We start from the raw sequence: 26,367 nt of genomic DNA on the forward strand, positions 1-26,367 counted from the left end.
CTCTCCTATTATGATATAATCACCGTTGCATCAAAATTTAATATAGGAAAAAGAAAGGGTGGATTGTACATTGCAAGTACAAAAACCATATCGCATTTTGTTATTTTACAAGTATACTCCGTTAAACGATTATGAGGAGTATGCTGAGAAGCATCTGAAGTATTGCAAAGAAAACGGACTGCTAGGTCGGATCGTCGTTGCTCCTGAAGGGATTAACGGTACACTATCCGGAACCATCGAACAAACTGATGCCTATATGGACTACGTTCGCAGCGACCCTCGCTTTGCGGACATGTGGTTTAAAATAGATGAGTCGGAGGAGCATGCTTTTAAAAAGATGTTTGTCCGTGCCAAGAATGAGCTAGTTACCTGGCGCTTGGAAAATGACGTTAACCCGAATGAAAAAACGGGTACGTATCTGAATCCAAAAGAATTTTACGAGATGATGCAAGAAGAGGATGTTGTCATTCTCGACGGTCGCAACTACTACGAATTCGATTTGGGACATTTCCGTGGTGCGATTCGCCCAGAAGTAGATTCTTCCCGTGAATTCCCTGAGTGGATTCGCGACAACATGAGTCAGTTTAAGGACAAAAAGGTCCTCACCTACTGCACAGGCGGTATTCGCTGCGAAAAGCTGACTGGTGTATTGATGGACCAAGGCTTCGAAAACGTATACCAGCTGCATGGCGGTATCGTTACGTATGGAAAAGATCCTGAAGTACAAGGTCGTCTATGGGACGGAAAATGCTATGTGTTCGATGAACGTATTTCTGTTCCGATCAACCATACAGAGGATGATGTTGTTATCGGACGTTGCTACTACTGTGGCAAAGTCGAAGACCGTTACCTTAATTGCGCAAATCCATTCTGCAACAAGCAGCATTTTTGCTGCCCTGAATGCGAACAAACCTACAAGCGTTCCTGCTCGGACGAGTGCCGCGAGCATCCACGCAATCGCTTCGTAGAGGCTGAGAAGAAAGCCAAGCTGGCAGCCGCAGGAGCTCAATCATAATAAATCGTTCAAGGAGCTGACTTCTGCTACGGAGGTCAGCTCTTTTTTGATAATGTCTGAATTACGCCGCATCCATACTACATGATTACACCCTTGTCTATTTTTGGTAAACTAAATAGAATTACAAACATATGACAAAGGTGGAGTCTGATGATACTCAATCATGAATCAACCATTCTCGAATGGCAAGCAGCGATGGAAGAGAATACGACAACCTCTCGTGAGCTGACTCTCTCCTTTTTAAAGCGAATCGCAGCCTACGATAAACAAGGCCTATCCATAAATGCGATCTGCGAAATCAATCCAGATGCCATCGCCATTGCGGAAGCGCTTGACCGGGAACGAACTGTATCAGGCAGTCGTGGTCCACTTCATGGAATTCCTGTTCTAATCAAGGACAACATCGCAACAGGCGACCGTATGCATACCAGTGCAGGAGCCTTGGCACTAGCCGATTCCTATGCCTCAGCGGACTCATTTGTCGCTGCTCGCTTGCGTGATGCTGGTGCAGTCATTCTGGGTAAAACCAATCTGACAGAATGGGCTAATTTTATGTCGGATCACATGCCAAACGGGTATAGCTCACGCGGTGGACAAGTTCAAAACCCGTATGGTCCGGGAATCTTTGATGTCGGCGGCTCCAGCTCGGGCTCTGCTGCTGCGATGGCAGCCGGCTTTGCGGTAGCAGCAATCGGCACAGAAACATCCGGATCGATTCTCTATCCGTCTGTACAAAATTCTTTGGTCGGCATCAAGCCTACCGTTGGCTTAATCAGTCGTAGTGGGATTATTCCGATCTCCCATACGCAGGATACCGCTGGACCCATGACGCGTACCGTTTCCGATGCAGCCATCGTACTCGGAGCTCTCACAGGGGTGGATGTAAATGATCCCGCTACAGGAAAAAGCGATGGTTGTGGGCATAGCGATTACCGACCTTTTCTCGACAACAATGGACTGCGTGGAGCACGAATTGGAGTGATTCGCTCTCGATTCCAAGCAGAATGCGATACAGATGAAATTCAACTGTTCGAGGCAGCGATTGCCCAGCTAAAGGCTGCTGGTGCCACCCTCATCGATTCTGTCACCATTCCTACTGAAAACGCTACATGGGGACGCAGCGTCCTGTTGCACGAATTCAAATCTGGAGTGAATGCTTATCTCAAGACCTTGCCTGCATCCTCCCCCATCCGAACACTCCAAGACGTAATTGAATTTAACCGCGCTCACGAGGAACAAGCGCTACGTTATGGTCAAAGCTTGCTGGAAAGCTCGGAGCAAACAAGTGGTACGTTGACGGAACCAGCATACTTGCAGGATCTGTTGTACAATCTGGATATGTCACAGGCCAGTGGCATAGATGCAGTAGTCAAAGAGCATTCGCTTGATGCCCTGCTGTTTCCGGGCTGTACGGGTGATGAAATTGCTGCGCGAGCAGGATACCCTTCTATTACCGTTCCAGCAGGTTATACCGGAACAGGTAAACCGTTTGGCATCATGTTTACTGGACTTGCCTTCCACGAGCATGTCTTGATTCGCCTGGCATATGCCTATGAGCAAGCGAGCCGTTTACGTATCGCACCAAAGTTGACCTCCTAAATGGTTTCATCAAAATACAGTTATAGACTGTAAAAATAAGAAAAGCCCACAGAACTGCCTTAAACCAATCCATAAAAGGCCAATCCCGCAAAGGATGGCCTTTAAACTTGTAAACAACAATTACTTCCCTTCAATCAGTAACCGCGTGCTGCATCGAACCAGCGTTGAGCCATCTCCTCTGTTATAGGCTGGCCGATAAGGTGGTCAGACTGGCTAAGTTGCCATACGGCTTCACCAAGATCTTCTCGTTCACTGGTTTCGATGCCTTTGAGGGTATTGAAACGTATGGTGAAGGCGGTAATGGCTGCCTCCGCGTCAGCAAGACTACTGGCCCTCGCCAGGGCCTCTTTTGCAACGTCATAGGCTTCATTGCCCACCTTTGCCAGGCGTTTAGGCCAGGATGAAAATGGGCGACCAAACTCAGTCGTCCACCACTCAGGCTTCCGTAACTGGCTCACTGAAGCGTAGCCAGTCCATGGTCGGGTCTTAGCTCGCACTTTTATTTGCTGCCTCAGTCTCTTGCCCGTTATCTCCTCCACGTTATAGGCGATAAATCTGTCAAGTAATGACCACACAGTTAATGGCGGCAAGTCACCCAGATCAGGCATGAAGCGTAGCTCCAAGTTCGTTAACTGGGTCTGACGAGCTAGCAGATCCAAATCGCAGAAATTCCCCCATAAACTCAGCGACGTAAGATTTTGGAATCGTCCTAGACACTCCAGCGAGATAGGCTGTGCCATCGGTTCGTTTTGAAGGGTCAGGCTCGTGACCTGGTTCAACTCGCCCAGATCAGGTAGCAAGAAAGGATCATCACTCTTGCGTCGGCTGGTGCGCGGCTTCAGTGTCAGAGAATATGGCATGTCACCATCGGCAGAGAAGCGCGATAGATCACCAGCCACACTCAGACGAAAATATTCAGAGATCTGCGATTTCGGGAGTTTCAAATGCAACCGACTTTCAAGCTTGTCCAAATCGATAGACAAGCCGTGCAATTTGGAGTGGCTGGCGTCCACGACAATGTCTTCAGACAGGATCGGAACCCATGACATTTCTTCAATGGGACGTTCCTTGGCCCAATCGAAGAAGCCTGCGTCGCTGCCTGTGTAGTAAAGAAATCGCGGCCAAGGCGAGCCTGCTGGTGTAGCAAAGGAATCGAATACGTTCCAATTAATAGGCGTACAAGGATCGACGTGCAAGTCTGCTTTACCGCCCAATTGTGACGGCCCAATGGAGAGGCTACCTACGCCGGGCTTGAGAACAAGTGTGTGGCTGCGAGGACCAGTCAGATCGACGAGGTAACGACCATCTACACTAATAGACCCAGCAGGAGAACGAGATTGTTTATGATGTGGCATGTCCTTCATCCTTCCTTCTTAACTCCTGACTTCTGCTTTGAATATCAACACAAACCAATCCCTCGGAGCTTAATCAAAATATAGCATATAATGCCAATCATAGTCGTTTCTGAAGGAGCCGTATTCAATGCAAGCTCTGCGCGACTAGGTATAAGTACAGGCTCCTTATCGTTTGAATAAAAGGAAAATTTTTTCTCAAACTAGTATTTTTTTCGAGTCTGCTTTTACATGGGCATATACACGAAAAAACGCATGCCTCGTAACCAGAGGCCATGCGTTTTTTCGTTTTTCCTATGACGTTTTTTCTTGCAGCTCAGCTTTTCCCAGACGGTCCTGGAACACCTGACCCAATTGGCCGATGTCGACTTCCCATTTATCATCCTTATAATAAACGGTAGCTTTTGTTTCTCCTTTTTTCCCTACGATTCGAATACTGCTTGTTCGCACCTCGTAAGTACCGTCAGGCTGAAACGTGACATCCGCATCCTTTAGCTCGCTGTTCAACACAGGCGTGATTGTCTTATCAACCACTTCTTGTGTAGCCACAACCGCTTGGCGGCCCATTTGGATAACTTCATCTGGACTGAATTGAAAAAACAGCACCAGCACAATCCCGATAATTGCCGCAAGTGAAATAATCCGAATCAAGCTGCGTACAACCCATTGTGCCAACAAGATTACCACTATGATACAAACTACGACCGGCCAGTAGTCTTTTACGAGTTGAAGAATTTGTTCCATCCTCACCACTCCTTCACCATTTCAGTCTCGCCAACAAAGGGCGGCGCCTAATCATAGCAAAAGCGAAATTGGCGATGATTCCAGTAAGAAAACTGCTATCAAGTTCTCTTTAGAGGCAAACCCCCACTTTTAGTGAAAGTACTCCAATCTGATTCCGCAAAAAAAACCGCTGCAATAGTGCGGGCGGCCCCTCCTGGCAAAACTTTCATGCTCCCCTATTATACATCATTCGACATCGACGGGAAAACTCCTTCTGAAAAGGAACGGAATCCACGGAAAATCATAAAAGGTGGAAGAGCCAAAACAAAAGGTCGACGTGCAAAATGCGGTAACCAGCATTCACACGTCAACCTTTCATAAGGTGTCATGTATGCATCTATACTTTGGTAAAAGCGACATTGGACAATCTGCTACTCGAGAATAGACAACCCGTTACTTCACCTTTGTCCCCTCTCGTAAAGCTGATGGTAATGCCGAATAGATTTTGTCCGATGCTTGCGACGAATTGATCGGGAGCGATCTGTGCCATCAAATGCTTTCCGTTTCTATGGTGAGAGATAAAAAGCTCTCCCGCCTCAGCCAGTACCTCGTACCTCGTCCTTACCTCTCCGCTCTCGTATTTGCCTGTATAGCCTGACCATTCTTCGCAATTCCCTGAGCCATTTTCTCTTTTTTCGAGCTCAAAGAATCGGGCTCCAAAGCGCATGCCCGCACTTTTTCCTAGGAAGAGGTCGGCATCAAGTGTAGATAGCCTATAGCGATTTCCATCCAGGTGAGAAAGCGGCGAGGCACCGTATCCCTCTCGCATCCATAACTGATCGCCTTGCTTCGTGACCTCCACGATCATGGAGACTTCTCCACGCGTAAAGTACAGACCCGCAGCATCCCTTTCGTCAAATTCTGCCCGATAAAATTCCGGTACCTCCGTAGCCACAGTCTGGCTTGCCTCTACTCCCATCACAATATCAGCGATCTGATTTACGGCACTTCCCAGCGAAACCGTTTCTGTATTGCTGAAAATAATGATCTCGATGTCCTCTTCTGTAAAACGGACGGTAGAGCTTTTGAAAGCGGCATCCGAACCATCGTGCCCAACAAACGGACGGCCTTTGTACATTTTAGGATCCGCTACGGCAATTCCTCCTGCGTATTGACTGATTGTCCCATCCAAAAGTGTGGGGCAAGCGAGCAGTAGTGAAAGCGTCTCTTTATTGCAGATGACCGGATTCTTCAGGTTTTCCATCCACTTCAGAAAATCTGTTGCTGTTGTATTCAGCGAGGTAGCACCGTACGTCCCGTAATTGAGTACAGCATGCACATATTCGCTGCCTACTAGCTTATATGATTCCGCACGATTCGGAATCATCTGCCAATAGCGATCCTTAAAGCAGGTTTGGCTCATGCCTAGCGGTGCAAAAATACGTTCTCTGGCTAGCTCATTCAAGCTTTTGCCGGAAACTCTTTCTACGATTTCCGCGAGCAGCGTAAAATTCGCGTTGCTGTACATATAACGAGATAAAGGTGGAAAATTCAGTTCGGCCTGCGAGGCTATAACGTCCTTGGCATCCTGTTGAGTGATGGTATCATCGATTCTGACTCCTTGCAGCATCAAAAGCTCCCATTGATCCCGGACTCCGCTTACATTGTTCATCAGATTACGGATAGACACCGGCTCGGAAAAAGCAACGAGATCAGCGATATACACTCTGATGTCATCGTCAATGTCAAGCAGTTTGTCTTCATGCAAGAGCAGGACACACATGACCGTTACTTGCTTGGAGACAGACGCAACGTGAAAAACCGTCTCGCCTGTAATCGGCAGTTTGTGCTCCAGACTGGCATAGCCAAAGCATTTATCGTATATGATTTCTCCGTCCTTGCGCACCAAAACCTGCCCACCGGGACATACCCCATCCTGCCAACGCGAAAAAATAGAATCGATTTTTGCAGTCACCATCACATTCATACCAAGCACTCCCTTTCCTCTCCCACGCCTTTTTCCTTACTCTACCAATTTTGATCGAAGCTTTCAATAAAAGCCACAATCAATTGGACAGCGTTTTCGAGGTCATCCATGTGCACGAGCCCTGTAGCCGAATGAATGTAACGAGATGGTACAGAAATACATCCTGCAATCGTACCTTTGCCCGCGAGGCTGATCGAATACGTGTCCGTCACGCAGTTCAGGTACACGCCGCGCTGGTACGGAATTTGATTTTTCTCCGCTGTCTGCACGAGCTTTCTGGTCAGCTTTTTGGGGACACTGCTTCCCGCCCAATTGTCTGTGACCCACTCGTAGAACAGAATGACTGGACCCCCTCCCAGTGTGAGCGGAATCGTTTTTTCCTCAATTTTAGGTGTTCCACCAGTCAGCGCAACGTCAATCGCCAGTGCGACATCTGGTTGAATCGAGAATGCTGCCGGACCTGCTCCGCGCATCCCGACCTCTTCCTGAACCGAGCCGACAGCATAGACGGAGGCAGTAAGCGCTTTTCCCGCAAGTCGCTTCATGACTTCTAGCATGACCGCGCAGCCAGAGCGATTATCTACTGCTTTTCCGGTAAATACCTTGCCACCGTTCAAGAACTGTCCTTCTCGAGAAAAGGTGATAAAATCACCGATCATGACTCCAAGCCCCTCTGTTTCTGCTCGGCTCGAGGTTCCTACATCTAAATACAGCTCACTAAGTGGAATAGCGAGCTTCGCCTCTTCTGCCGTAACGATGTGGGAAGGCTTCGCACCTGTGACACCTTTGACGACTCCTTTTTCCGTATGAATCTCCAAAACCTGATTGATCACCATGCGACTGTCATGTCCGCCGACTGGCAAGAACATAATAAAGCCGCGCTCGTCAACGTAATTGACGATAAATCCGATTTCGTCCATATGGGCACACAGCATGACTTTCAGGTTTGGGTCACTGCCCTTTCTGATAAAAATCTGGTTGCCGAGTGCATCACTTTGGTATTCATCCACCTCATCATGTAATTGCTCACGCAAATAGGCGGCGACCCTTTCCTCATCACCTGCTACTGCCGGTATAGCATCTAACTCCGTCAGCCATTTTTCCAAGCGCTTCAAGTTCAACTCTCCTTTCTAGTACACCTTGCCATTTCTCCTGATCCCTCGCATTTCCCACAGTAAAATCAAGATTTATCTTATTTTTGACGTGTCCACATCCGGAAGCCGAAAAATACTGCCCACGCCAACTCGTCGTCTTTAAAGAAAAAACGCATCGGGTTTTCATTCTTCACGATGACCAGCGTATCGCTGTCGCTAGCTCGGAGCACGTATGACTCATCTGCGAAAGTCAGGATAGGCGTACCCTGCTCAATCGAGATGCTAATGCTTCCTCCTTCTCTGGACTGGTAAGTGCCTGCAAGCTTTTGCAGTTCCTCTAGCGTCGCCTCGTAGTGCGGCTCCTCGGACACATCGTGCTCCAGTGGCAGTCCCAGCGTCGTATTGACCGCCGCCCGCCAAATGGCTTCTGCGGGCATGCTGGTGGCATTTATCAAGACAGCGACGACCAAACCTTTTTCAGGTACCAAACCAAAATGCGAGGATACACCCTGCAGACTTCCACCGTGGCTGACCAGCGTCACACCTGCGTAATCAGGGACGACATCCAGGGCCAGCCCGTAAAATAGGTTTCGTCCGACCTGATGGACAGGCTGCCACATCATTTCCAACCATTGCTTTCCAACCACATGCTGCTCGGTATCGCCGCCCACAAAGACACTCCCGTAGCGCAGCAAATCTTTTACCGTCGAACGCAAGCCACCGCCTACCTCGTAATTTCCAAGATGAGGCCAGGGTACAGCCTCCAGTTCACCCGTCTGCCCGTTTTTCATGTACGGCACAGACACATTGTCCATCTTCGCGATTTCTTCCAGACTAAACGTAGAGCGATGCATCCCCAGCGGTGCAAGGATCTTTTCCGTAACAAATCTGCGATAGAGACGGTTGGTCAGCCGCTCGATGATCGCGCCTTGCAGCAGAAACGCATCATTGCAATAGCTGAAATATTCTCCCGGCTCACCAAGCAGCTCGTATTCCTCACCAGCGATATACATCAAGTGGTCATTTAGTCTGTTGATCTCCGTCCTGCGCGGTAGAGGCGGCAAGCCGGTGGTATGGGACATCAAATGCTGAATGGTCACGCTATCACTTGCTTTCAGACCACATAGTTCAAATTCGGGAAGATGCAAGTGCACTGGATCGTCCAGCTTCAGCCGCCCCTCCTCGGCCAGCTTGAGCATCGACATTACTGTGAATGACTTGGTTACAGAGGCGCACCCGAAAACGGTGTCTGGATTGATCGGCTCCTTTGTATGCAAATCGGCATACCCGAAGCCGCGCTCGTACAGTACGTTCCCATACTGCGCAACAGCAATGGCAATACCAGGTATTTTCTCTTCCTCCATTCGCCTTTCCACTAAGCTTTCAAACGCTGACCATTTTGTTATTGTCATCCAGATTCCTTCCCCTTTCACCATACAAATGGCATTTCACATAATGCTGCGGCAGCACCTCTGTGAAAACCGGAGTTACCATACCGCAGATGTCGATTGCTTTGGGACAGCGGGTATGAAAGCGGCAGCCCGACGGTGGATTGATCGGGTTGGGCACCTCGCCCTGCAGCACGATTCGTTCCCGCGCTTGCTCTTGGAGCGGATCAGGCAATGGGATAGCGGACAAAAGCGCTTCAGTGTAAGGATGCAGCGGTCGTGCATACAGCTCCTCGCTGCTAGCCAGCTCGATCAACTGTCCCAGATACATGACGGCAATTCTGTCGCTAATATGCTTTACCATCGATAAATCATGAGCAATAAACAGATAGGTCAATTTCTTTTGACGCTGCAATTCCATCAGCAGATTGACGATTTGCGCCTGAATCGACACATCCAGTGCAGCAATCGGTTCATCTGCAACGATAAAAGATGGCTCGACCGCTAGCGCCCTGGCAATACCGATACGCTGTCGTTGTCCACCGCTGAATTCATGCGGATAACGGTTGGCCTGCTTCCGACTGAGTCCCACCAGCTCCAAAAGCTCCATGACCTTCTCTTGACGCTCTTTTTTCGCAAGATTCGGACGATGTGTGATCAGCCCTTCTGAAATGATGTCCGTCACCGTCATCCGCGGGTTAAGCGAAGAATACGGGTCCTGAAAAATCATTTGCATCTGACTTGTGTATGCTTTGTGTCCTTTTGTTTCCGTACGATCGCTGATCGTCTCCCCCGCAAAGCGGATTACCCCACTCGTCGGCTTGTACAGTTGCAGGAGTGTGCGGCCAACCGTTGATTTTCCGCAGCCTGATTCCCCTACCAAACCAAGCGTTTCGCCCTGACGAATATAGAAGCTGACATCGTCCACAGCGCGCAGCGTTTTATTCGAACTGAGCTGGAAATGCTTCGTTAGATTTTTCACTTCAAGCAGAACGTTTTTGTCCATGGCTACCGATCACCCTCCCACAACTCCAGCCAGCCGATTTCCCTTTTGTGCCCGTTGGTCCAAGAGCCAGCATTTTGCCATGTGGCCATGAGACACTTCCGTTGGCTGCGGCGAATAATATTTGCAAACCTTCATCACATGCGCACATCTGGGGGCAAACGGACAGCCTTGCTGCTGCAGGGACAAATCCGGCGGCGTTCCTTGAATCGGAATCAGTGCCTCCCCACGCTCCGAATCGAGGCGTGGCATGGAGCGCAACAGTCCCCATGTGTAAGGATGCTTGGGTCGGTAAAAAATCTCGGCAATCGGTCCTGTCTCCACGACTTCTCCGGCATACATGACAGCTACTTTTTGCGCCATGTTGGCAACTACACCCAAATCATGCGTGATTAAAATAATTCCTGTCCCCGTTTTCTTTTGCAGCTCTTTCATCAGGTCCAGGATTTGAGCCTGTACGGTCACATCCAGCGCGGTTGTCGGCTCATCGGCAATCAAAACCTTGGGGTCACACGCGAGCGCCATGGCAATGCCTACACGTTGCCTCATCCCACCGGAAAAATGATGGGCATACGCTTTCATGCGCTCCTCTGCATTAGGGATGCCGACCATCTGCAGCATGCTGACCGCTTTGCTCACAGCTGCCTTCTGATCCCCGCTCTGATGCTTGTTGATGCCCTCCAATAACTGCTTGCCGATGGTCATCGTCGGATTTAGAGAAGTCATCGGGTCTTGAAACACCATCGAGATTTCTGCTCCTCTAATCCCTTGCATCCTGCGCGGAGGAAGAGCGAGAACATTTTGCCCTTCATACAGGATCTGCCCTGACGAGATCTTCGTACTATGCTTTGGCAAAAGACGCATGATTGCCTTCGCCGTGACCGACTTACCAGAGCCCGACTCCCCCACGATGGCGAGCGTCTCCCCCTTTTGCAAAGAAAAGCTGACTCCACGAACGGCGTGCACCTCTCCGCGCTGGGTATGAAAAGAAACGTGCAGATTATCTACATTCAGGATTGGTGGATTCATGATGGCCCTCTCCTTATTTCGTCATTTTCGGGTCAAGCGCATCACGCAGCCCGTCTGCCAGCAGGTTGAAGCTGATCATGATGAGGCTGATCATCACGGCTGGAATGACCAATTTATACGGAAACAGGCGCATGCTTTTATAGCCGTCATTGATCAGTACCCCGAGTGAAGCGAGTGGTGCTTGCAGTCCCAGTCCGATAAAGCTTAGAAAAGCCTCAAAGAAAATCGCCGTAGGCAGCGTAAACATCAGCGTAACGATGATCGGCCCCATGGCGTTCGGGAGCAAATGCTTGAGCATGATCCGGCTGTTGGATACACCAAGCGATCTGGCTGCCAGCACAAATTCCTGCCCTTTCATTTGCAAAATTTGTCCGCGCACAATCCGTGCCATCCCGACCCAGCCCGTAATCGCCATCGCCAAGATGATCGACGTAATCCCTGGCTCCAAAATGAGAATGAACAAAATAATGACGATCAGATTAGGGATACCCACGAGGATTTCAATAATTCGCTGCATGACGCTGTCCACTTTGCCTCCGTAATAGGCGGACAAGCTGCCGTAAATGACACCGATAAACAAGTCGAGCAAAGCAGCGATAAGGGCGATAAACAGTGAGATTTGCGTCCCTTTCCACACCCGTGTCCACATATCTCTGCCGAACTCATCGGTGCCAAACCAGTGTGCTTCCGGGACGTTTCGCTGGGCGTACAAATCGACCCCTTTATTGTCCAAACCATCAAACCCGAGCCACACCAGACCAGGAATTTTCGGTGGCAAATTGGAATGGGCGACATTTTGTCCGTCATACGTATAGGAAGTCAGCGCAGGTCCAACAAATGCCATTACGGCAATAACGAGGATCATTACAATTGCCGGGAGAACTCCCCGGTTTTTCAGCAGACGAATAAGCGCTGCTTTCCATGGCGCGGAGGCAGGCGGAGCGGCCGTTTCAACAGCCACCCCTTCTACAAAAGGCTCCGGTATAAACAAATCGTCTCTAATCTCCTCTGGGGCCAGCCTTGTTACGTGCATGGTCATCCCGTGCTCCCCCCTAGTCTCTCGCGAATGCGCGGGTCCAAAAATCCGTAAATAAGATCGACCAGCAGGACGACCAAAATGAACAAGGTGCTGTAAAAGAGCGTAATTCCCATGATGACACTGTAGTCATTTACCATGATCGAGAGGATAAATTGCTCTCCCAATCCTGGTACGGAAAAGATTTTCTCGATAACAAGCGTTCCTGTCATAATCGAAACAGCCATCGGTCCAAGCATAGTGACGACAGGAATCAGCGAGTTTCGAACAACATGCTTCCACACGACTTCAGTCTCCGAAATTCCTTTTGCCCGTGCACTTAAAATGTAATCCTGACTGAGCACCTCCAGCATCTCCGTACGGATAAATCTGGCGACTGCCGCAACCACGGTTACCGCTAGCGCCAGCGAAGGCATGATGGAGTATGTGTAATCTTCCCACAGTCCCGCCGGTAGCCAGCCAAGCTTTACCCCGACATAGTATTGCAAGAGTGCGGCAAAGACGAACGAAGGTACTGACATACCCAGTACAGCCAGCGTTACCGCTCCAAAGTCAAAGAGCGTATTTTGTCGAAGTGCCGACAGAATCCCGAGCCCAAGACCGATAATGGATCCAACAACCATAGCTTGAAAGCCAATTAAAACAGATGGTCCGATGCGATCCAAAATGATATCAGTGACCAGGCGCCCCTTGAATTGAAAGGAGACACCCCAATCACCTTGCACCAGATTGCTCAAATAGCGCACATATTGCACCGACAACGGCTGATCCAGTCCATATTTCTGATTCAAGGAAGTGAGTTGCTGTTCGGTCAACCTTTCCGGATTGCTATACGGCGTACCTGGAAGCAATTTCATGAGAAAAAAGGTTACGGTGGCAATGATGAAAAGAGTCGTCAGCATGACCCCGAGTCGTTTCAAGAAAAACAGTCTCATCGGCAAGCCTCCAAATTCCATACTTCGCTGCAAAATTTAATAGAGATACGTCCACTTATACGTAAAATCAGGTCCGCTGAGATGCATGATCAGGTTTTTGATTTTTTTACTTTGCAAAATGACTTCTCCAGACTGGAATAACGGTACGGCAGCCGCATCTTGCTCAATGAACATTTTCTCCAATTGCAGTAGCATCTCGTAGCGTTTCCCAGAGTCAAGCTCCTTGTTTGCCTCTGCAACCAGCGCATCGAATTTCGGATTGGAATACTTCATCCGGTTGGCATGACCACCCGTTACCCACATGTCCAGATACGTCATTGGATCAATATAGTCCGGTCCCCATGTAGACAAGGCCATGTCGTATTCAAATGCCTTTTCCTGTTTGATCCGCTGTTGGAACGGCACTGTTTTCAATTTCAGTACAAATCCGGGCAAGTTTGTTTCGAGCTGCGCCTTCAAATATTCTGCTGTTTGTCTCATATATTCCTGGTCAGCAACGATTACGGATGTTTCCAAACCAATCTGTCCAAGCTCTTCCAGACCTTTTTTCCAGAATATTCTAGCTTCTTCTGGCGTTCCTTTGTTCAAGTCCCCATTTATTTCACGGAAATCTTTTCCATCAGGTGAGACGGAGAATCCTGTCGGCACCAGACCATATAGTGGCATCGAACCATCATTCAATACGACTTTCGTTAAGCTTTCCCTGTCAACAGCCATGCTGATTGCCCGTCTGATATTTTCGTTGCGAAAAGCAACAACATCAGGATTCAACCGCAAAAAGATGGTCGTTGATGTCCCGATCTTTTCGTAATCATCATTTCCCTTGTAGGCATCTACCAGCGAGGAAGTCAAGCCCGCCACGCGATCCAGCTTCCCCGTCTCATACAAGTTGACCGCTGCAGAAGGTTCCTTTACGATGTACACATTGATTTCGTGCAGCTTGACGTTAGCAGCGTCCCAGTAGGATTCGTTTTTCTTGTACTGCCAGCTTTGATCATGCTTCCAATCGCTTAAAACAAACGGTCCATTTGCCAGTACCTTGTCGTGTTCCAGACCATACTGATCGCCAGCCTGCTCTATAAATTTCTGATTTTGCGGCAAAAACGTGGCCAACGGCAGCAGAGGCACGAACAGCGGACTTATTCTGTCCAGCTTGACCTCCAGCGTTTTCGCATCGACAGCCTTGACCCCCAAATCGTCAGGCTTCATCTCACCACTTAAAATTTTACCTGCATTTGCAATCCCGGCCATTTCAAAAGCTACACCGTAGGGTCCGGTCTCCCGCAATACCCTTTTCCAGCCGTATTCGAAATCCTGGGCAGTAACCGGGTCGCCATTCGCCCATTTCGCGTCGCGCAAAAGAAAAGTGTGGGTCAAATGGTCCTCGCTCTCCTTGTGCTCCTCTGCAATTGCCAGGATTGGCTGACTTTTGTCATCGAAGCGGTACAAGCCCTCGTTGATGTTGTTGACTACTGTAGAGCTGACGGCATCGGAAATCTGCGCGGCATCCAATGTCGCAATCTCCGCTCCCGTGGAAACATTCAGAACCTGCTTGACCGCAGCCGGCTCCCCTGACTTCCCTTCCGGAGCAGGAGCGCCAGAATCCTTTCCTGCCGAACCGAAATTACAACCAGTAAGTACCGTACAGCTAATGAGAATTGAAATAAGCAAATAAAGGAATCCTTTTTGTTTCACCCTCATTGTTTATTCCCCCTATGGATAAAACCCGAATGAATGCTGATAAAAAGGAATGCAAGCTACTCTTCTCATGCTGTGATCTCATTTTTGTCCTTTGCCTTCGGTCGATTCCGCATAAAATTTTCCGAGGCAAATCCTCGCACCTGGTCCTCTGTGTAGTGCCGCAACAGCTCCTGAACTAGGTTTTGCAGCATCGCCGCATTTTCCAGCTGATTGATGCGCTCAGGAATTGAGATCCCGTCAAAATCTGAGCCAATTCCGAGGTAATCCACTCCGCCCAGCGAGCAGAAATGATCAAGATGGCGAAGCAAATCAGTAATGGCAGCCCTCCTTCCCTCCTTGACAAAAGCCGGGGAGAAAAACAGATTCACCATTCCCCCATTGGCAAACATCGCCTTCGCCTGTTCATCAGACAAATTTCTCGGATGATCGAGGATCGCTCTCGCATTGGAATGACTAGCGATCGGATAAGCAGCGAGCTCAAGCGTATCCCAATAGGATTGCTCGTTTAAATGCGATACATCTGTAAACATTCGGTGCCGATTGTTGAACAAAACCATTTTCTGACCAAGTGCAGTCAAGCCTCCTCCCTTGGCATCCGATGCTCCTCCTGCGGCATAATTGGTCTGATTCCAAGTCAAGCCGATGGAGCGAATCCCGAGCTGATACAGAATCGTCAGCTTGTGCAAATCATCCCCGATTGCATCTACACCTTCCAGCGAGAGCATCGCACCGATCTCTCCCTCGCGAAGCTGGTCGATGTCCTCCCATTCCTTGAGCTGCTTCATCTCCCTGTTTTTTCCCAGGACTTCCTCGTAAAAATAATGAATTTGCGAGAGGACGGCCTGAAATTTTTGCTCTACGGTTAGATTAGGAGGAGGGAAGAGTGCGAAGCATTGCACCTTCACTCCACCTTTCCTTAGTCGCTCTTTGTTCGATTCCAATTCCTGCGCGTCACAAAAAGAAAGCTGGCCATTGGATAGCCATATTTTCAACAAGGTGTCGCAATGTAGATCGATAATTTGCATAGCAGCCTCCTTTGTTCACAGGTCCACATAGATCCCTCTCTGCTCTTCCATGGCTTTGCGATAAACGAATTGCGCTACGCTCAGATCTTGAATTGCCAAACCAGTCGAGTCAAACATGGTGATTTCACTTGGCGTTTGTCGACCTGGCAGCTCTTTTCCAGTAATCTGACCGATCTCAGCAAACAGGCTGTCTCTCGAGAGTTGACCTTGTAGCTCGCCTAGGTGCGATGCTTGTTCCCACAGGTCACAGACGATTTTGTCTGGCAATCGATCCAGCTCGACCTCGCGCTTCCCGCTTGTGTCGCTACCCATCGCATTCAGATGGGCGCCTTTCTGAAGCCATGATGTCTTGATTACGGGAGAGAAGGCTGGTGTAGTCGTGACGACAATATCGGAGCTATCCACTGCTTCTCTGGGTGTCTCGGCTTGCTCAGCTTGCAGTCCCTTTTGCCGGATTTCTTCGACCAGCCTGGCTGCAGATGCTTGTGTCCGGGAATACACGGTGACTTTTTCGAGCGGGAACAAGTGCAGAAGTCCCTCCAACTGCGCCCGTGCCTGGATACCAGCGCCAATCAGGCTGACGGTCCTACTCTCGGGCAGTGCCAAATATTTTGCTGCTACCGCACCAGCTGCGGCTGTCCGTATGGCTGTCAGTGAGTTTGCATCCAACAAGCAAATCGGCTCACCTGTTTCCGGGGAAAGCAGCAGCATGACAGACTGATGATTGGTTTTGCCTTTCTTCCAGTTGTCATTCCAGAAGCCTCCAGTCTTCAGTCCGATTGCCCCTTCCTCAATCAAATAAGATGATTTGATGCTGTAAATCCCGTTGTGCTCCTCGATTCGCTCGCGCACGGATGGAAAGACGACGCTTCTACTTTGGGCAAACTGTGTAAATGCCGTTTCAACCGTTTCCATCACTTCTTGAAAATTCACCAACTCCTGAAATAGTCCCTGATTAATCACCAATACTTTTGCCATCATTACACTCCCTATTGATTGCGACCTCTCGCGTGAATCGGGAACACCACTTCGACCTTGCCATTGCGGATTCCGTATGCCGTATCGTATAGATTGACAGTAGGGCAGATGTGATTCGGTATAATCTCGATGCGCTCACCGATTGCAAATGGCGTTCCCGGCACCATAATCGCATGCTCATCAGACAGCTTTCGGATGATCACTTCTTCGTGTCTGTAAACGCTTCCAAAGCTCTTTGTCGCAAGCAATCCACTTGCCCTCATATCGATTGTCATCGCCTTCGCTCCGACGTCAGCGACAGCCCGTTTATCGCCAGATTTCGAAATGACAGTTCCCACGATTGTCGCTGCACAGCGGCTCGTATCTCCAAAATAAGCGGCATGCGTTGCATCGTAGAAGACGTAAGTGCCGGGTCGAATCTCGGTTATGCCCGATTGAATGCCTGCACTCTGCAGCGCTAGCGTACAGCCTACACTGACCTCACTTGCAATCCCCCATCTTGAACGAATTCGCTGACTGAGCTCTACCATCGTCTGCTGGGCTTGGCGAGCGATTTGCACCATCTGCTTCCGATCAACCGCCTGATAAACATGACCTTCGTGCGTAAAAATTCCGCCTATTTTTATTTCAGGGAATTTTCCGATAATTTTATTTATAAGAATTTCTACGCGATCGGGCTCTACCCCGCAGCGCTGTAAGCCTGTATCCACCTCGATCATGATTTCCACGTCGGCTGCTTGCGTGCAATACTGAAACAATTGCTCGATCTGGATAAGGGAATCCACTGCCAGCCTGATTGTTGCCCGCTTTGCCAGTGCATCCAGTCTGGATAGCTTTTGTACCCCGACGATTTGCGTCGCTACAAAAATGTCCGTAATCCCCAAATCGGCCATGACCTCTGCCTCGCCCAGCTTTGCAACCGTAATTCCCTTGGCTCCGCACTCGATCTGCATCTGTGCGATTGCTCCGCATTTATGCGTCTTGATATGGGGCCGGAGAGCAGCCCCTCTCGAATCAGCAAGCGACTGCATCTCGCGCATGTTTTTCTCCAGACGGTCCAGATCGATGAGCAGAGAGGGTGTATCGAGCTCGTCCACTTGTTTGCCTATTTGTTGCCTCATCTGGTCACCCCCTCCTCCAGCTCCTGCTTGTGGTTTCTGCGCAGCTCATCCAGGTAGCTGTACATCGTGACCTTGGAAATCTTCAATTCGGCGGCCACCTTTTCCAGTGCCCCTTTGATCAAAAACACACCTTTTTTGTCCATAAACTGGACAATTTGCAGCTTTTCGTTTTTCTCGATTTTCTCTACATCTTTTTCGGAGATCATCTGGTTAATCATCTGTTCGACAATCTCCCACACATTTTGTACCACCTCAACCTCTTCACGATCCACTGGTTCTTCATCCATCCGGATAAAATCTTCTATGAACTCCCGGGTACTCACCAACGGCTGGATGTCGATGTTGATACAAAAAGCGCCGATTGCTTCTCCCTCGGCATTTCGAATCAAAGCTGTTGTCGACTTGATCGTTCGTCCGTCTTCCGTCTCTGTTCGGTAATTGGCTACCACATCATTTTGCAGCTTTTGGGACAAAAGCACCTGCGTGATCAAATGGTTGAAAGACTGACCGATCGCCCGTCCCGTTACATGGTTGTTGGCTGTGTAAATAACTGATGACTGCGGCGAGCTCAAGTCATGGAGTACTACCTCGCAATTTTTGCCAAAGGTCTGGGCCATGGCATCCGCAATCGGAATAAACCGTTTCAATTCCTCTGTATATTTCCCCATGCTTCACGCTCCTATTGTTTGTTTCTGTTGATGCCTGCTACCACTCATTATAATGACCCATATAATTAATTCAAGATAAAATATAATTTTTTCTATAAAAATAATGCACATAGACTTTCTTATCAACAAACACAGGACAAAAAACCTTTATAAAACAATATTTTCAATACATTGGACTGTTCTTCAGAGGATTGATCAGATAAAAAATTATATAAAAGTGAGTATGTATGCTCCAATTCCCTTGCTTCTTTTATATTTTTTTCTCTCGTCGATCAAGCGTTCCAAACTGCTCACTGACCCGTCATGGAAAACGATGCAAAATCACACAACACCTGTCCTGCGCTTCCCAACCTGACATATTTTACAAACTTTCGTAACCATTGCTATAATAGCAACCATACAAACATGCTTAAGGGATAATCCCCGTCGTCCCTCCCTTCTACTAGTGTGGCGGTGACTGATCGGGCAAAAGGAGAATAACCAATGGATATGAGAAAACTGGCTCCTCACGAAGAAGCCCCCATGAACCTGCTACTGCTTGCTGACCCATCGCAAAAGCTGGTGGAAGAGTATTTACAAAGAGGTCAGTGCTATGTAGCTGCAAAAGAAAATGATCTCGTTGGAGTCTATGTTCTTATTCAAACCAGGCCAGATACGATTGAGCTTGTCAATGTAGCAGTTGATGAAGGTCACCAAGGACAGGGCATCGGCAAAAAGCTGGTCCTGCACGCCATCGAGGTGGCAAAGGCATCTGGTTATAAAACGATAGAGGTCGGCACGGGCAATTCCAGCCTGGATCAGCTTGCACTCTACCAGAAATGCGGCTTTCGGATGACTTGGATCGATAAAGACTTCTTCATCAGACATTACAATGAACCAATTTTCGAAAACGGGATCCAGCTCTTTGACATGGTTCGTCTCTCCCAAGACCTGTAGAGACATCCCTGTACAAAGAAAAGCCCTGATTTTCCTACTTTCGCGTAGAAAATCAGGGTTGTTTTCAGTTTCCTTGCTTTTTCACCAATCCCATAAATCCGTGCAGTGTCCGGACGAAATCGCTTCCGCTCAAATGACCCAGGCCGCCATGCGCACAGTCCAGTTCATTATATTGCATGATGCGGTCCTTGCGAATGCTCGGTCCATATATGAGCACCGGTACCGGATCACCTGTGTGCTCCCCTACCTCGCAAGGCGTAGAATGGTCGGCTGCCAGCGCCAGATACACATCATCAGGCAGCTGCTGTGCTATCATTCCTACCATCTGATCGAATAGCTCAATGGATTTGGCCTTTTCGATCGGCTGATTATCGTGCCCCATCAGATCGGGAGCTTTGACATGCACATAGACCATATCCTTTTCTTGTATTTCCTGGATTGCCAGGCTTGCCTTCAAGGCGATATCCGTGTCGATGTTTCCCGTCATGGCCGGATCGGAAAACGTTTGAAAGCCTGCGAGTGAAGCTACACCCAATACTGTGCTTTCACCAGCAATACAGCTACCCGTCATCCCTAGCTGTTCAGTGATCGGCCTCAAATCAACCATCTGCCCTGCTCCTCTGGTCAATATAAAATTGGCGGGCAGCTTGCCTTCAGCTATGCGCTGCAAATTGACGGGATGATCGGACAGCATCGCATGTGCCTTTTCCAGGAAGAGGTTGAGCAGAAATGCGGTATATGCTGCTTCACTGGAATCATCCAGCGGTTTTATGGATAGATACGGTTTGCCGTCATTCGGCGCTTTTGGATCGGAATCACTCACTTTATCGCTGAGGCCATTTCCCCGTAAAATAAGAACAGCTCGATGCTCGGTGGCCTGTTTGAAATGGACCTCCACATCATCCGCTAGCTTTATTTCCTGAATCGCGGCGGCGATTTCATCGGTTTTCTCACGAATGCGCTGGGCACGACGATCGAGGACAATTCCTTCCTCATTAACGGTAGCAAAATTACAGCGCAGGACAACATCGCCTGGCTTGACATCCATCCCAACTCCCAGCGCCTCAATTGGTCCACGTCCCGGATATTGCTCAGGCTGATACCCGAACAAAATTAAATGTCCCATGTCTGTTCCGACCGGAATCCCAGGGCTGATCAGATTCATCATCCCCGTAATGCCTTTTGCGGCCAGATCATCCAGATTCGGTGTGTGCGCGTATTCCAACGGGGTCTTGTTTCCTATGAGCGGATGTGGACGGTCCCCGATGCCGTCAGCTATTGCGACAATCACTTTTCTTTGTAACATACATCCTCCTACTGTTATAATCCCAGAACCTTAAACCAGGTAAAGTAAGCCAAGCTGATGATTGATGCCCCGATAAAGCAGGTAACAACCGCGTATTTCACCTGATCCAATACAGAAAAATAACCGGTTCCAAAATAGATCGTATTCACTTTCGAATGCGGCGGCAATGTAATCGTATACGTCATCGTCATAGCAGCAGCCAAAGCAAGTGGTACCGGGTCCATGCCGAGCGTCTTCGCCAGGGCAATAAAGGCAGGGATCAAGATTGTCACTCGCACCGTTTTACTTGTGAAAATGAGGTGGCTATACATACTGAGGAAGATGACTACAACGGCAACCATGGCATGGCTCATCTGTTCCAGCCCCAACGTGCTTACCACATTTTTGATGATCCATTCCGCACCCTTTGACTTATCCAACGCGTTTCCTACCGCATACGCACCCGCCGCGAAAATCATGAGCTCCCATTTGATATTCGTGTCTTTCCAGGTCAGAAGGCCCACTCTCGGAAGCAAGCAAAGCAATGCAGCCAGTACAGCTGTCTGTTCTGTGCTGATTTCAAAACCGAACCAATCCTTGTGGTAGTCTCCAGTTGCCCACAGGATGACCGTCAGGATAAAAATGATCGTAGCTTTTTTCTCATCTGTCGAGAATTGACCCAGCTTTTTCAATTCATCATGCAGCGTTCCCATCACATCTTGGAAATTCGATTCATCCTTGATCGAAAATAACTTGAAGCCTATGAAAAAGGTGATGAGCATCGTGATAATTGCTGTCGGCATGGACGCCAGCAGCCAGTCCATATAGCCAATCTGTCCACCCGCCAGCTCATTAATAAACCCGACAGCGATAATGTTGCCTGAAGTCGCTGTCATGACCCCAGAAGTCGCGAGGGCGTCGGCTTGCACGCCTTGGAGCATCATCACTCTACCCAGATTGCTTCTTCCCGGGATGGCCTTGTAAACCTCGAGCAAGATCAAGCAGATGGGCACCATGAGCGTCGCTCTCGCTGTCGTAGAAGGTACGAAGAATGCCAAGATAAAGTTAATCGCAATTAAAACCAATAGCGTCATTTTCGGAGTTTTACCGAATTTCGTTACCATCCACAAGGCAAATCTCCGACCCAAATTGGATTTGATCATAGCGGAAGTAAGAATAAAGGCGGAAACCATCAACCAGATAACATCAAACCCTAATGTACCAAAGACAACTTCCTGATCTTCTACCGCTCCAATCAACGGCAGCAGAAGGATCGCAATAATGGACGTCAAGTAAATCGGTATGGGAGTGGTGATCCAAAGCACCAGCGCCCCTGTAAAGATAGCGATTGATTTTTGGGCAGCCGGCTCCATTCCTTCTGGAGTAGGCATGAACAGTAGCAACAGCATGAAGATGATGGCGATGGGTACTCCCCATTTTTTCATCCGTTCTTCAAATCTACTCTTCTTTTTGATAGGTGGTCCTTTTCCTTCCTTGTCTGTGGCTGCCAGATTATCGCTCATGTAAATCCCCCTCGCACCATGAAATGTATACGATTTCATCTTATTCAACCACATATCATAAAACAATTTGATTTATTTTCAATAATCATAAGATAATGTTATCATTCAGGAGTTTTGATATAATTTGAAAAAGCACTACCTGATCAGAGAAGGAGACGGAAACCATGAATCTGACAAAGCTCCAAACCTTCCTCACTCTCTCGGATTGTCTAAACTTTACCGAAGCCGCAGATTTGCTCTACTGCTCACAGCCTGCCGTCAGTATGCAAATCCAAAGCCTCGAACGCGATTTAGGCTTTCCTCTATTTGACCGTATCGGCAAAAAGCTTTATTTAACTACATATGGCGAGCATTTTAAACCGTATGCCGAGCAAATCATTAATCTATTTCATTCGTCGAAGGAGCACATCAAGCAGCTGGATAATCTGTCTGCTGGTACACTCTCATACGGGGCGAGTAATTTTGTTGGAGTCTACTTGCTTCCTGCTATTCTTAGCATGTTCACGAAAAAATTTCCTGGCATCAAGATCAATATGAATATTACCTCCTCCAGCCATCTTCTTGACATGCTGGAGGCAAGCAAGGTCGAGTTTCTTGTTCTCTCCGACCGCATTCCGATTGATGAGGTACGCTTTCATTCGAAAACCTTCTATCAGGACGAGCTGGTTCTCATCGTAAATAACCAGCATCCACTGGCTCAAAAAGAGTCTTGTACCTTAGATGATTTAGTTGATGAAACCTTGATTCTCAAACCAAACAAATCCGCTACCCGCGTCTATTTGGAAGGCAAATTCAACGAGTACGGAATCAGCTTTCCACACTTTATGGAGATCAGTAATTTGGAGGCGATCAAACAAGGGGTTATCCACGGTCTTGGCGTGTCGATTGTTTCTAGATTTGCGATCAGCCAGGACGTCAAGCACGGTTTACTCGTGGAGATTCCGATAACAGGGGTCGAATTTCTCAGGGGGATTCGGTACGTGTATCATCGGGGGAAGCATCTTTCTCCCGCAGCCCAGCAATTTATCACGCTGCTGGATGAGCGCAATGAAAGGGCATATGAAAACAAGCTGCCGACGTTTTAACGTCAGCAGCTTGTTTTCATATCCAATCTTATTTTGCAGCAACAGCATTAGCGGCTCTCAGTTGCTCATTCATCATGAGAATCTTACTGATTTTAGTGCCGCTTTTCTTGTCTAACCTTGGCATCATTGGGATCATGTATGTCACCTCCCTTCTCCGTTCTCTCGGCTAATTCTATATCTGCCCTTTATTCACTCTATTCAAGTAGCTCTGTAATTGTTGGAATTCACTAGAATAGATATTCTCCATTCCATAGTTGCCCTCGTCTTGACCGCTTACTTGTGCAAATTTGGAGTAGAGTCGATTCAGATACACATTCTGCTCCTGCGCTCGAAATTGAAACAGCTTCACATGCGTATTCTCTCTCGCAATTTGATTAACCAAGTAACACAGTCCCGTTGCAAACATCCGGGTGCTTCGATATTCTTTCGACACGATTACTGAATCCACTAGTACAATCTCTCCAGCAGGATCGTGTTGGTTTTGTGTATTGATATAGCGATAATGTCCCCAGCCGATGACAGTGTTCATCGGATCGAAAATCAAAATGATCTGGGCTTGATTGATCGAATCAAGAATATGAAACAAGGTATCGCACAAGGTAAACTCCACGCTAAAATCCTGTCGATTGCGAACAAAATATAATGTGAACTGGGCATAGTCTTCGGCGCTTACACAGTTTCTAAATGTCGCCTGCATGGCTTAGTACCTCCGTTGTTCTACGTCCCTTCAGTGTTTCCCTTACGTATTCATCGATTTTTGGATTGCTCGCTAAAATGTATTGGAGTACCTTGCGCTGCAAAGATACGCAAATACACGGCGTCAGGGCTGTAATGGTAGCGGTTCTCGGAATATGATCGAGCAGGGCAATCTCTCCAAAATGATCTCCATCCTCCAAAACAGCGACTCTGATTGAACCGCTTTCTGTCTCGGATGTGGCTTTGGTAACTTCTACCCTGCCTCTTACAATGACATAAAACTTCTCGCCTTTATCGCCTTCTCGAATGATCGACTCACCAGTTGAAAAAGTCTCTGTTTGAAACAAGCTGGCGATATCCGCCAAGACATTTTGATCGACTCCACGGAAAAACGGAAGTCTGGACAACCGCCCGCTATCAATCGTTGCTTCCTTTCCACTCTCGGAGATGGATAATCCATTTTGCTTTTCCCATAATTGCTGATAAAAACTGCCATGCTCAATCATTTCCTGATGACTTCCACAGTCGACCAGCTTCCCTTTGTCAAAGACAAAAATTTGATCCATTTCTGTAATCGATGCCAGCCTGTGGGTAACGGAAACAACTGTCCTGTTGTGAGAGAGCTCATGGAACGTTCGGTTAAGGGAGGACTCTGCGATTGGGTCCAGAGCGGATGTCGCTTCGTCCAAAAACAAAATCGATGGATTTCGCAGAATGGCTCTAGCAATCGCGATTCTCTGCCTTTGTCCACCAGAGAAATTGCTTCCCTCATCCAGCACTTCTGACTGATAGCCATTTGGAAGACTCGTTATATACTCATGAATCTCAGCCTGTTTTGCGGCATCTACGACCTCTTCCATCGTTGCAGCAGAGCGTCCCAAGCGAATGTTTTCTAATATGGATCCATTGAATAAAAAGTTTTCCTGAAAAACGATCCCGATTCGTTCGCGGTACGTGCCTTGGTCCACGTGTTGCATGTCCGTACGATTGATTCGGATCTGTCCGTGCTCTGGATGATAAAAGCCAATCAACAGCTGGAGCATTGTGCTTTTTCCTGAACCACTTGATCCGACGAAAGCAACTTTTGAACCAAATGGAATATTCAATGTGACTTGCTTGAGTACAGGTTGACTCTCATCATATCCAAAGGTCACATTTTCCGCCGCGAGTACCATTTGACCTCCTTCATCTTCGCCAGTGACCATGACTGTGCCTTCCTTTTCCTTTGGTTGGTCGAATACTTGCTTGAGACGTTCTAAACTGACGGATGCTTCCGTAACGGCTGGGATGGTATAGGTGAGGTTAAAGACCGCATTTCCCATAGAGGTGTACATCGTGAAAAATCCAACCAGAGCACCAACGGTAATATAGCCTTGCAGCGCTAAATAGGAACCGAACGCGACAATAGCGAAGTTGACAAGAAGGAGACTTGCCATCGGAAATCGTTCCAGACGTGCATCGATTACTTGCTTGTGATAATTCGCGATCGAGAAAGCCTGCAACCTTGATTGAAATTTTTGAATCATCGAAGCTTGCAAATGATAGCCTTTGATTACCTTTTGGGCTTTCATATTTTCATTGACGTCACTTACAAGCAAGCCAACCTGCTCAAAGTATTGGTTATTGGCCTCTTGCGCTCGCCTGTTCAGGAAAAACGGTCCGGTAAAAATAATGAATGCGCCTACTAAAATCAATAGCGCCATTTTCCACTCCAAAGTAAACAAGACCGCTGTACTGAACACGACCACGACAAGTGACTGAAGTCCCGTAGTCAGCAGTACAGACAAGGCGCTTTCAATGGCTGGCAAATCAACGGTAAAATGAGAGACAAGCTCCCCTGACCGCTTTTTTTGAAAGTACCCTACATGGATGTGCTGCAGATGCTCAAACAAACGTTTTCGCAAATCAGTTTGCACCTTCGTGATTAATTTGGCGAGGGCTACATCACTTGCCAGGCCGGAGGAAATACAAATTACAGCGCAGATTCCAAACACAGTTAAGAAAAGGTAGAAGTATTGGAAATCTCGGGGCTCAATTGCGTTGTCGATAATGTACTTGAAGCTTAGAGGCGCCAATGAAATAAAAGCAAGATCGAGTAGAAGCGTACATAAAAAGAGAGCTGTCAACCGTTTATATGGTCTGATGTAAGCAAGCAAATTTTTCATAACGAAAATCATCTAGTAGTCTC

General features: G+C 48.1%; 22 protein-coding genes. 4 read left to right on the forward strand and 18 right to left on the reverse strand.

Annotated elements, in window-relative coordinates; all coding sequences use genetic code 11:
• Positions 1 to 70 precede the first annotated feature (70 nt).
• Both trhO and ADS79_RS19375 read left to right on the forward strand, forming a co-directional pair.
• Complete coding sequence (gene trhO, locus ADS79_RS19370; protein WP_049740023.1) at positions 71 to 1,015, forward strand: oxygen-dependent tRNA uridine(34) hydroxylase TrhO; 945 nt, start codon at positions 71 to 73, stop codon at positions 1,013 to 1,015.
• 150 nt (positions 1,016 to 1,165) lie between these two features.
• Complete coding sequence (locus tag ADS79_RS19375; protein ID WP_049740024.1) at positions 1,166 to 2,614, forward strand: amidase family protein; 1,449 nt, start codon at positions 1,166 to 1,168, stop codon at positions 2,612 to 2,614.
• 134 nt (positions 2,615 to 2,748) lie between these two features.
• On the opposite strand, the gene ADS79_RS19380 is transcribed toward ADS79_RS19375, so the two are convergent.
• From ADS79_RS19380 to ADS79_RS19445, 14 genes are all read right to left on the reverse strand, one after another.
• A complete protein-coding gene (locus ADS79_RS19380; protein WP_049741071.1) occupies positions 2,749 to 3,969 on the reverse strand; it encodes a hypothetical protein in 1,221 nt (406 codons plus the stop codon).
• A 291-nt stretch (positions 3,970 to 4,260) separates the two neighbouring features.
• Positions 4,261 to 4,710 (reverse strand): hypothetical protein, encoded by a 450-nt coding sequence (locus ADS79_RS19385; RefSeq protein ID WP_049740025.1) that lies wholly within the window; start codon positions 4,708 to 4,710, stop codon positions 4,261 to 4,263.
• A 376-nt stretch (positions 4,711 to 5,086) separates the two neighbouring features.
• The gene (locus tag ADS79_RS19390; protein ID WP_049740026.1) at positions 5,087 to 6,676 is read right to left on the reverse strand and encodes a serine hydrolase domain-containing protein; all 1,590 of its coding nucleotides are present in this window, start codon (positions 6,674 to 6,676) and stop codon (positions 5,087 to 5,089) included.
• Between the two features lie 41 nt (positions 6,677 to 6,717).
• A complete protein-coding gene (locus tag ADS79_RS19395; protein WP_049740027.1) occupies positions 6,718 to 7,791 on the reverse strand; it encodes a M42 family metallopeptidase in 1,074 nt (357 codons plus the stop codon).
• A 77-nt stretch (positions 7,792 to 7,868) separates the two neighbouring features.
• Complete coding sequence (locus tag ADS79_RS19400) at positions 7,869 to 9,182, reverse strand: serine hydrolase domain-containing protein (RefSeq protein WP_049740028.1); 1,314 nt, start codon at positions 9,180 to 9,182, stop codon at positions 7,869 to 7,871.
• The gene (locus ADS79_RS19405) at positions 9,154 to 10,164 is read right to left on the reverse strand and encodes an ABC transporter ATP-binding protein (protein ID WP_049740029.1); all 1,011 of its coding nucleotides are present in this window, start codon (positions 10,162 to 10,164) and stop codon (positions 9,154 to 9,156) included. The genes ADS79_RS19400 and ADS79_RS19405 overlap by 29 nt, the downstream gene beginning before the upstream one ends.
• 9 nt (positions 10,165 to 10,173) lie before the next feature.
• Positions 10,174 to 11,190, reverse strand: a complete 1,017-nt coding sequence (locus ADS79_RS19410; protein ID WP_049740030.1) for an ABC transporter ATP-binding protein — start codon at positions 11,188 to 11,190, stop codon at positions 10,174 to 10,176.
• Between the two features lie 13 nt (positions 11,191 to 11,203).
• On the reverse strand, positions 11,204 to 12,229 hold the full coding sequence (gene opp3C, locus ADS79_RS19415; protein ID WP_218033828.1) for an oligopeptide ABC transporter permease: 1,026 nt from the start codon (positions 12,227 to 12,229) through the stop codon (positions 11,204 to 11,206).
• The gene (locus ADS79_RS19420) at positions 12,226 to 13,161 is read right to left on the reverse strand and encodes an ABC transporter permease (protein WP_049740031.1); all 936 of its coding nucleotides are present in this window, start codon (positions 13,159 to 13,161) and stop codon (positions 12,226 to 12,228) included. Before ADS79_RS19420 ends, opp3C begins: the two co-directional genes overlap by 4 nt.
• 36 nt (positions 13,162 to 13,197) lie before the next feature.
• On the reverse strand, positions 13,198 to 14,862 hold the full coding sequence (locus ADS79_RS19425; protein WP_049740032.1) for a peptide ABC transporter substrate-binding protein: 1,665 nt from the start codon (positions 14,860 to 14,862) through the stop codon (positions 13,198 to 13,200).
• Positions 14,863 to 14,927: 65 nt separating this feature from the next.
• Positions 14,928 to 15,887: a dipeptidase gene (locus ADS79_RS19430; protein WP_049740033.1), complete on the reverse strand. Its 960-nt coding sequence runs from the start codon at positions 15,885 to 15,887 to the stop codon at positions 14,928 to 14,930.
• A 15-nt stretch (positions 15,888 to 15,902) separates the two neighbouring features.
• Complete coding sequence (locus ADS79_RS19435; RefSeq protein ID WP_049740034.1) at positions 15,903 to 16,865, reverse strand: ornithine cyclodeaminase family protein; 963 nt, start codon at positions 16,863 to 16,865, stop codon at positions 15,903 to 15,905.
• 11 nt (positions 16,866 to 16,876) lie between these two features.
• Positions 16,877 to 17,986, reverse strand: coding sequence for an alanine racemase (locus ADS79_RS19440; protein ID WP_049740035.1), 1,110 nt, complete (start codon positions 17,984 to 17,986; stop codon positions 16,877 to 16,879).
• Positions 17,983 to 18,654 carry a helix-turn-helix transcriptional regulator gene (locus ADS79_RS19445; protein WP_049740036.1) on the reverse strand — a complete coding sequence of 224 codons (672 nt, stop codon included), beginning with the start codon at positions 18,652 to 18,654 and terminating at the stop codon, positions 17,983 to 17,985. Before ADS79_RS19445 ends, ADS79_RS19440 begins: the two co-directional genes overlap by 4 nt.
• A gap of 483 nt (positions 18,655 to 19,137) precedes the next feature.
• Here ADS79_RS19445 and ADS79_RS19450 point away from each other — a divergent pair, with 483 nt between their 5' ends.
• Positions 19,138 to 19,590 (forward strand): GNAT family N-acetyltransferase, encoded by a 453-nt coding sequence (locus ADS79_RS19450; RefSeq protein ID WP_049740037.1) that lies wholly within the window; start codon positions 19,138 to 19,140, stop codon positions 19,588 to 19,590.
• Between the two features lie 64 nt (positions 19,591 to 19,654).
• Here ADS79_RS19450 and apgM read toward each other — a convergent pair whose 3' ends face one another.
• Both apgM and ADS79_RS19460 read right to left on the reverse strand, forming a co-directional pair.
• A complete protein-coding gene (apgM, locus tag ADS79_RS19455; protein ID WP_049740038.1) occupies positions 19,655 to 20,896 on the reverse strand; it encodes a 2,3-bisphosphoglycerate-independent phosphoglycerate mutase in 1,242 nt (413 codons plus the stop codon).
• A gap of 14 nt (positions 20,897 to 20,910) precedes the next feature.
• Positions 20,911 to 22,398, reverse strand: a complete 1,488-nt coding sequence (locus ADS79_RS19460; protein WP_049740039.1) for an SLC13 family permease — start codon at positions 22,396 to 22,398, stop codon at positions 20,911 to 20,913.
• Between the two features lie 164 nt (positions 22,399 to 22,562).
• On the opposite strand from ADS79_RS19460, the gene ADS79_RS19465 reads away from it, so the two are divergent.
• The gene (locus tag ADS79_RS19465) at positions 22,563 to 23,483 is read left to right on the forward strand and encodes a LysR family transcriptional regulator (RefSeq protein ID WP_049740040.1); all 921 of its coding nucleotides are present in this window, start codon (positions 22,563 to 22,565) and stop codon (positions 23,481 to 23,483) included.
• Positions 23,484 to 23,655: 172 nt separating this feature from the next.
• Here the strand turns inward: ADS79_RS19465 and ADS79_RS19470 are convergent, their stop codons facing one another.
• Both ADS79_RS19470 and ADS79_RS19475 read right to left on the reverse strand, forming a co-directional pair.
• The gene (locus ADS79_RS19470) at positions 23,656 to 24,180 is read right to left on the reverse strand and encodes a hypothetical protein (RefSeq protein ID WP_049740041.1); all 525 of its coding nucleotides are present in this window, start codon (positions 24,178 to 24,180) and stop codon (positions 23,656 to 23,658) included.
• On the reverse strand, positions 24,164 to 26,356 hold the full coding sequence (locus ADS79_RS19475) for an ABC transporter transmembrane domain-containing protein (protein ID WP_049740042.1): 2,193 nt from the start codon (positions 26,354 to 26,356) through the stop codon (positions 24,164 to 24,166). Before ADS79_RS19475 ends, ADS79_RS19470 begins: the two co-directional genes overlap by 17 nt.
• Between the last annotated feature and the right edge of the window lie 11 nt (positions 26,357 to 26,367).

Origin of the sequence: Brevibacillus reuszeri, assembly GCF_001187725.1 — a bacterium.
In the GTDB taxonomy this organism is placed as follows: Bacteria; Bacillota; Bacilli; order Brevibacillales; family Brevibacillaceae; genus Brevibacillus; species Brevibacillus reuszeri.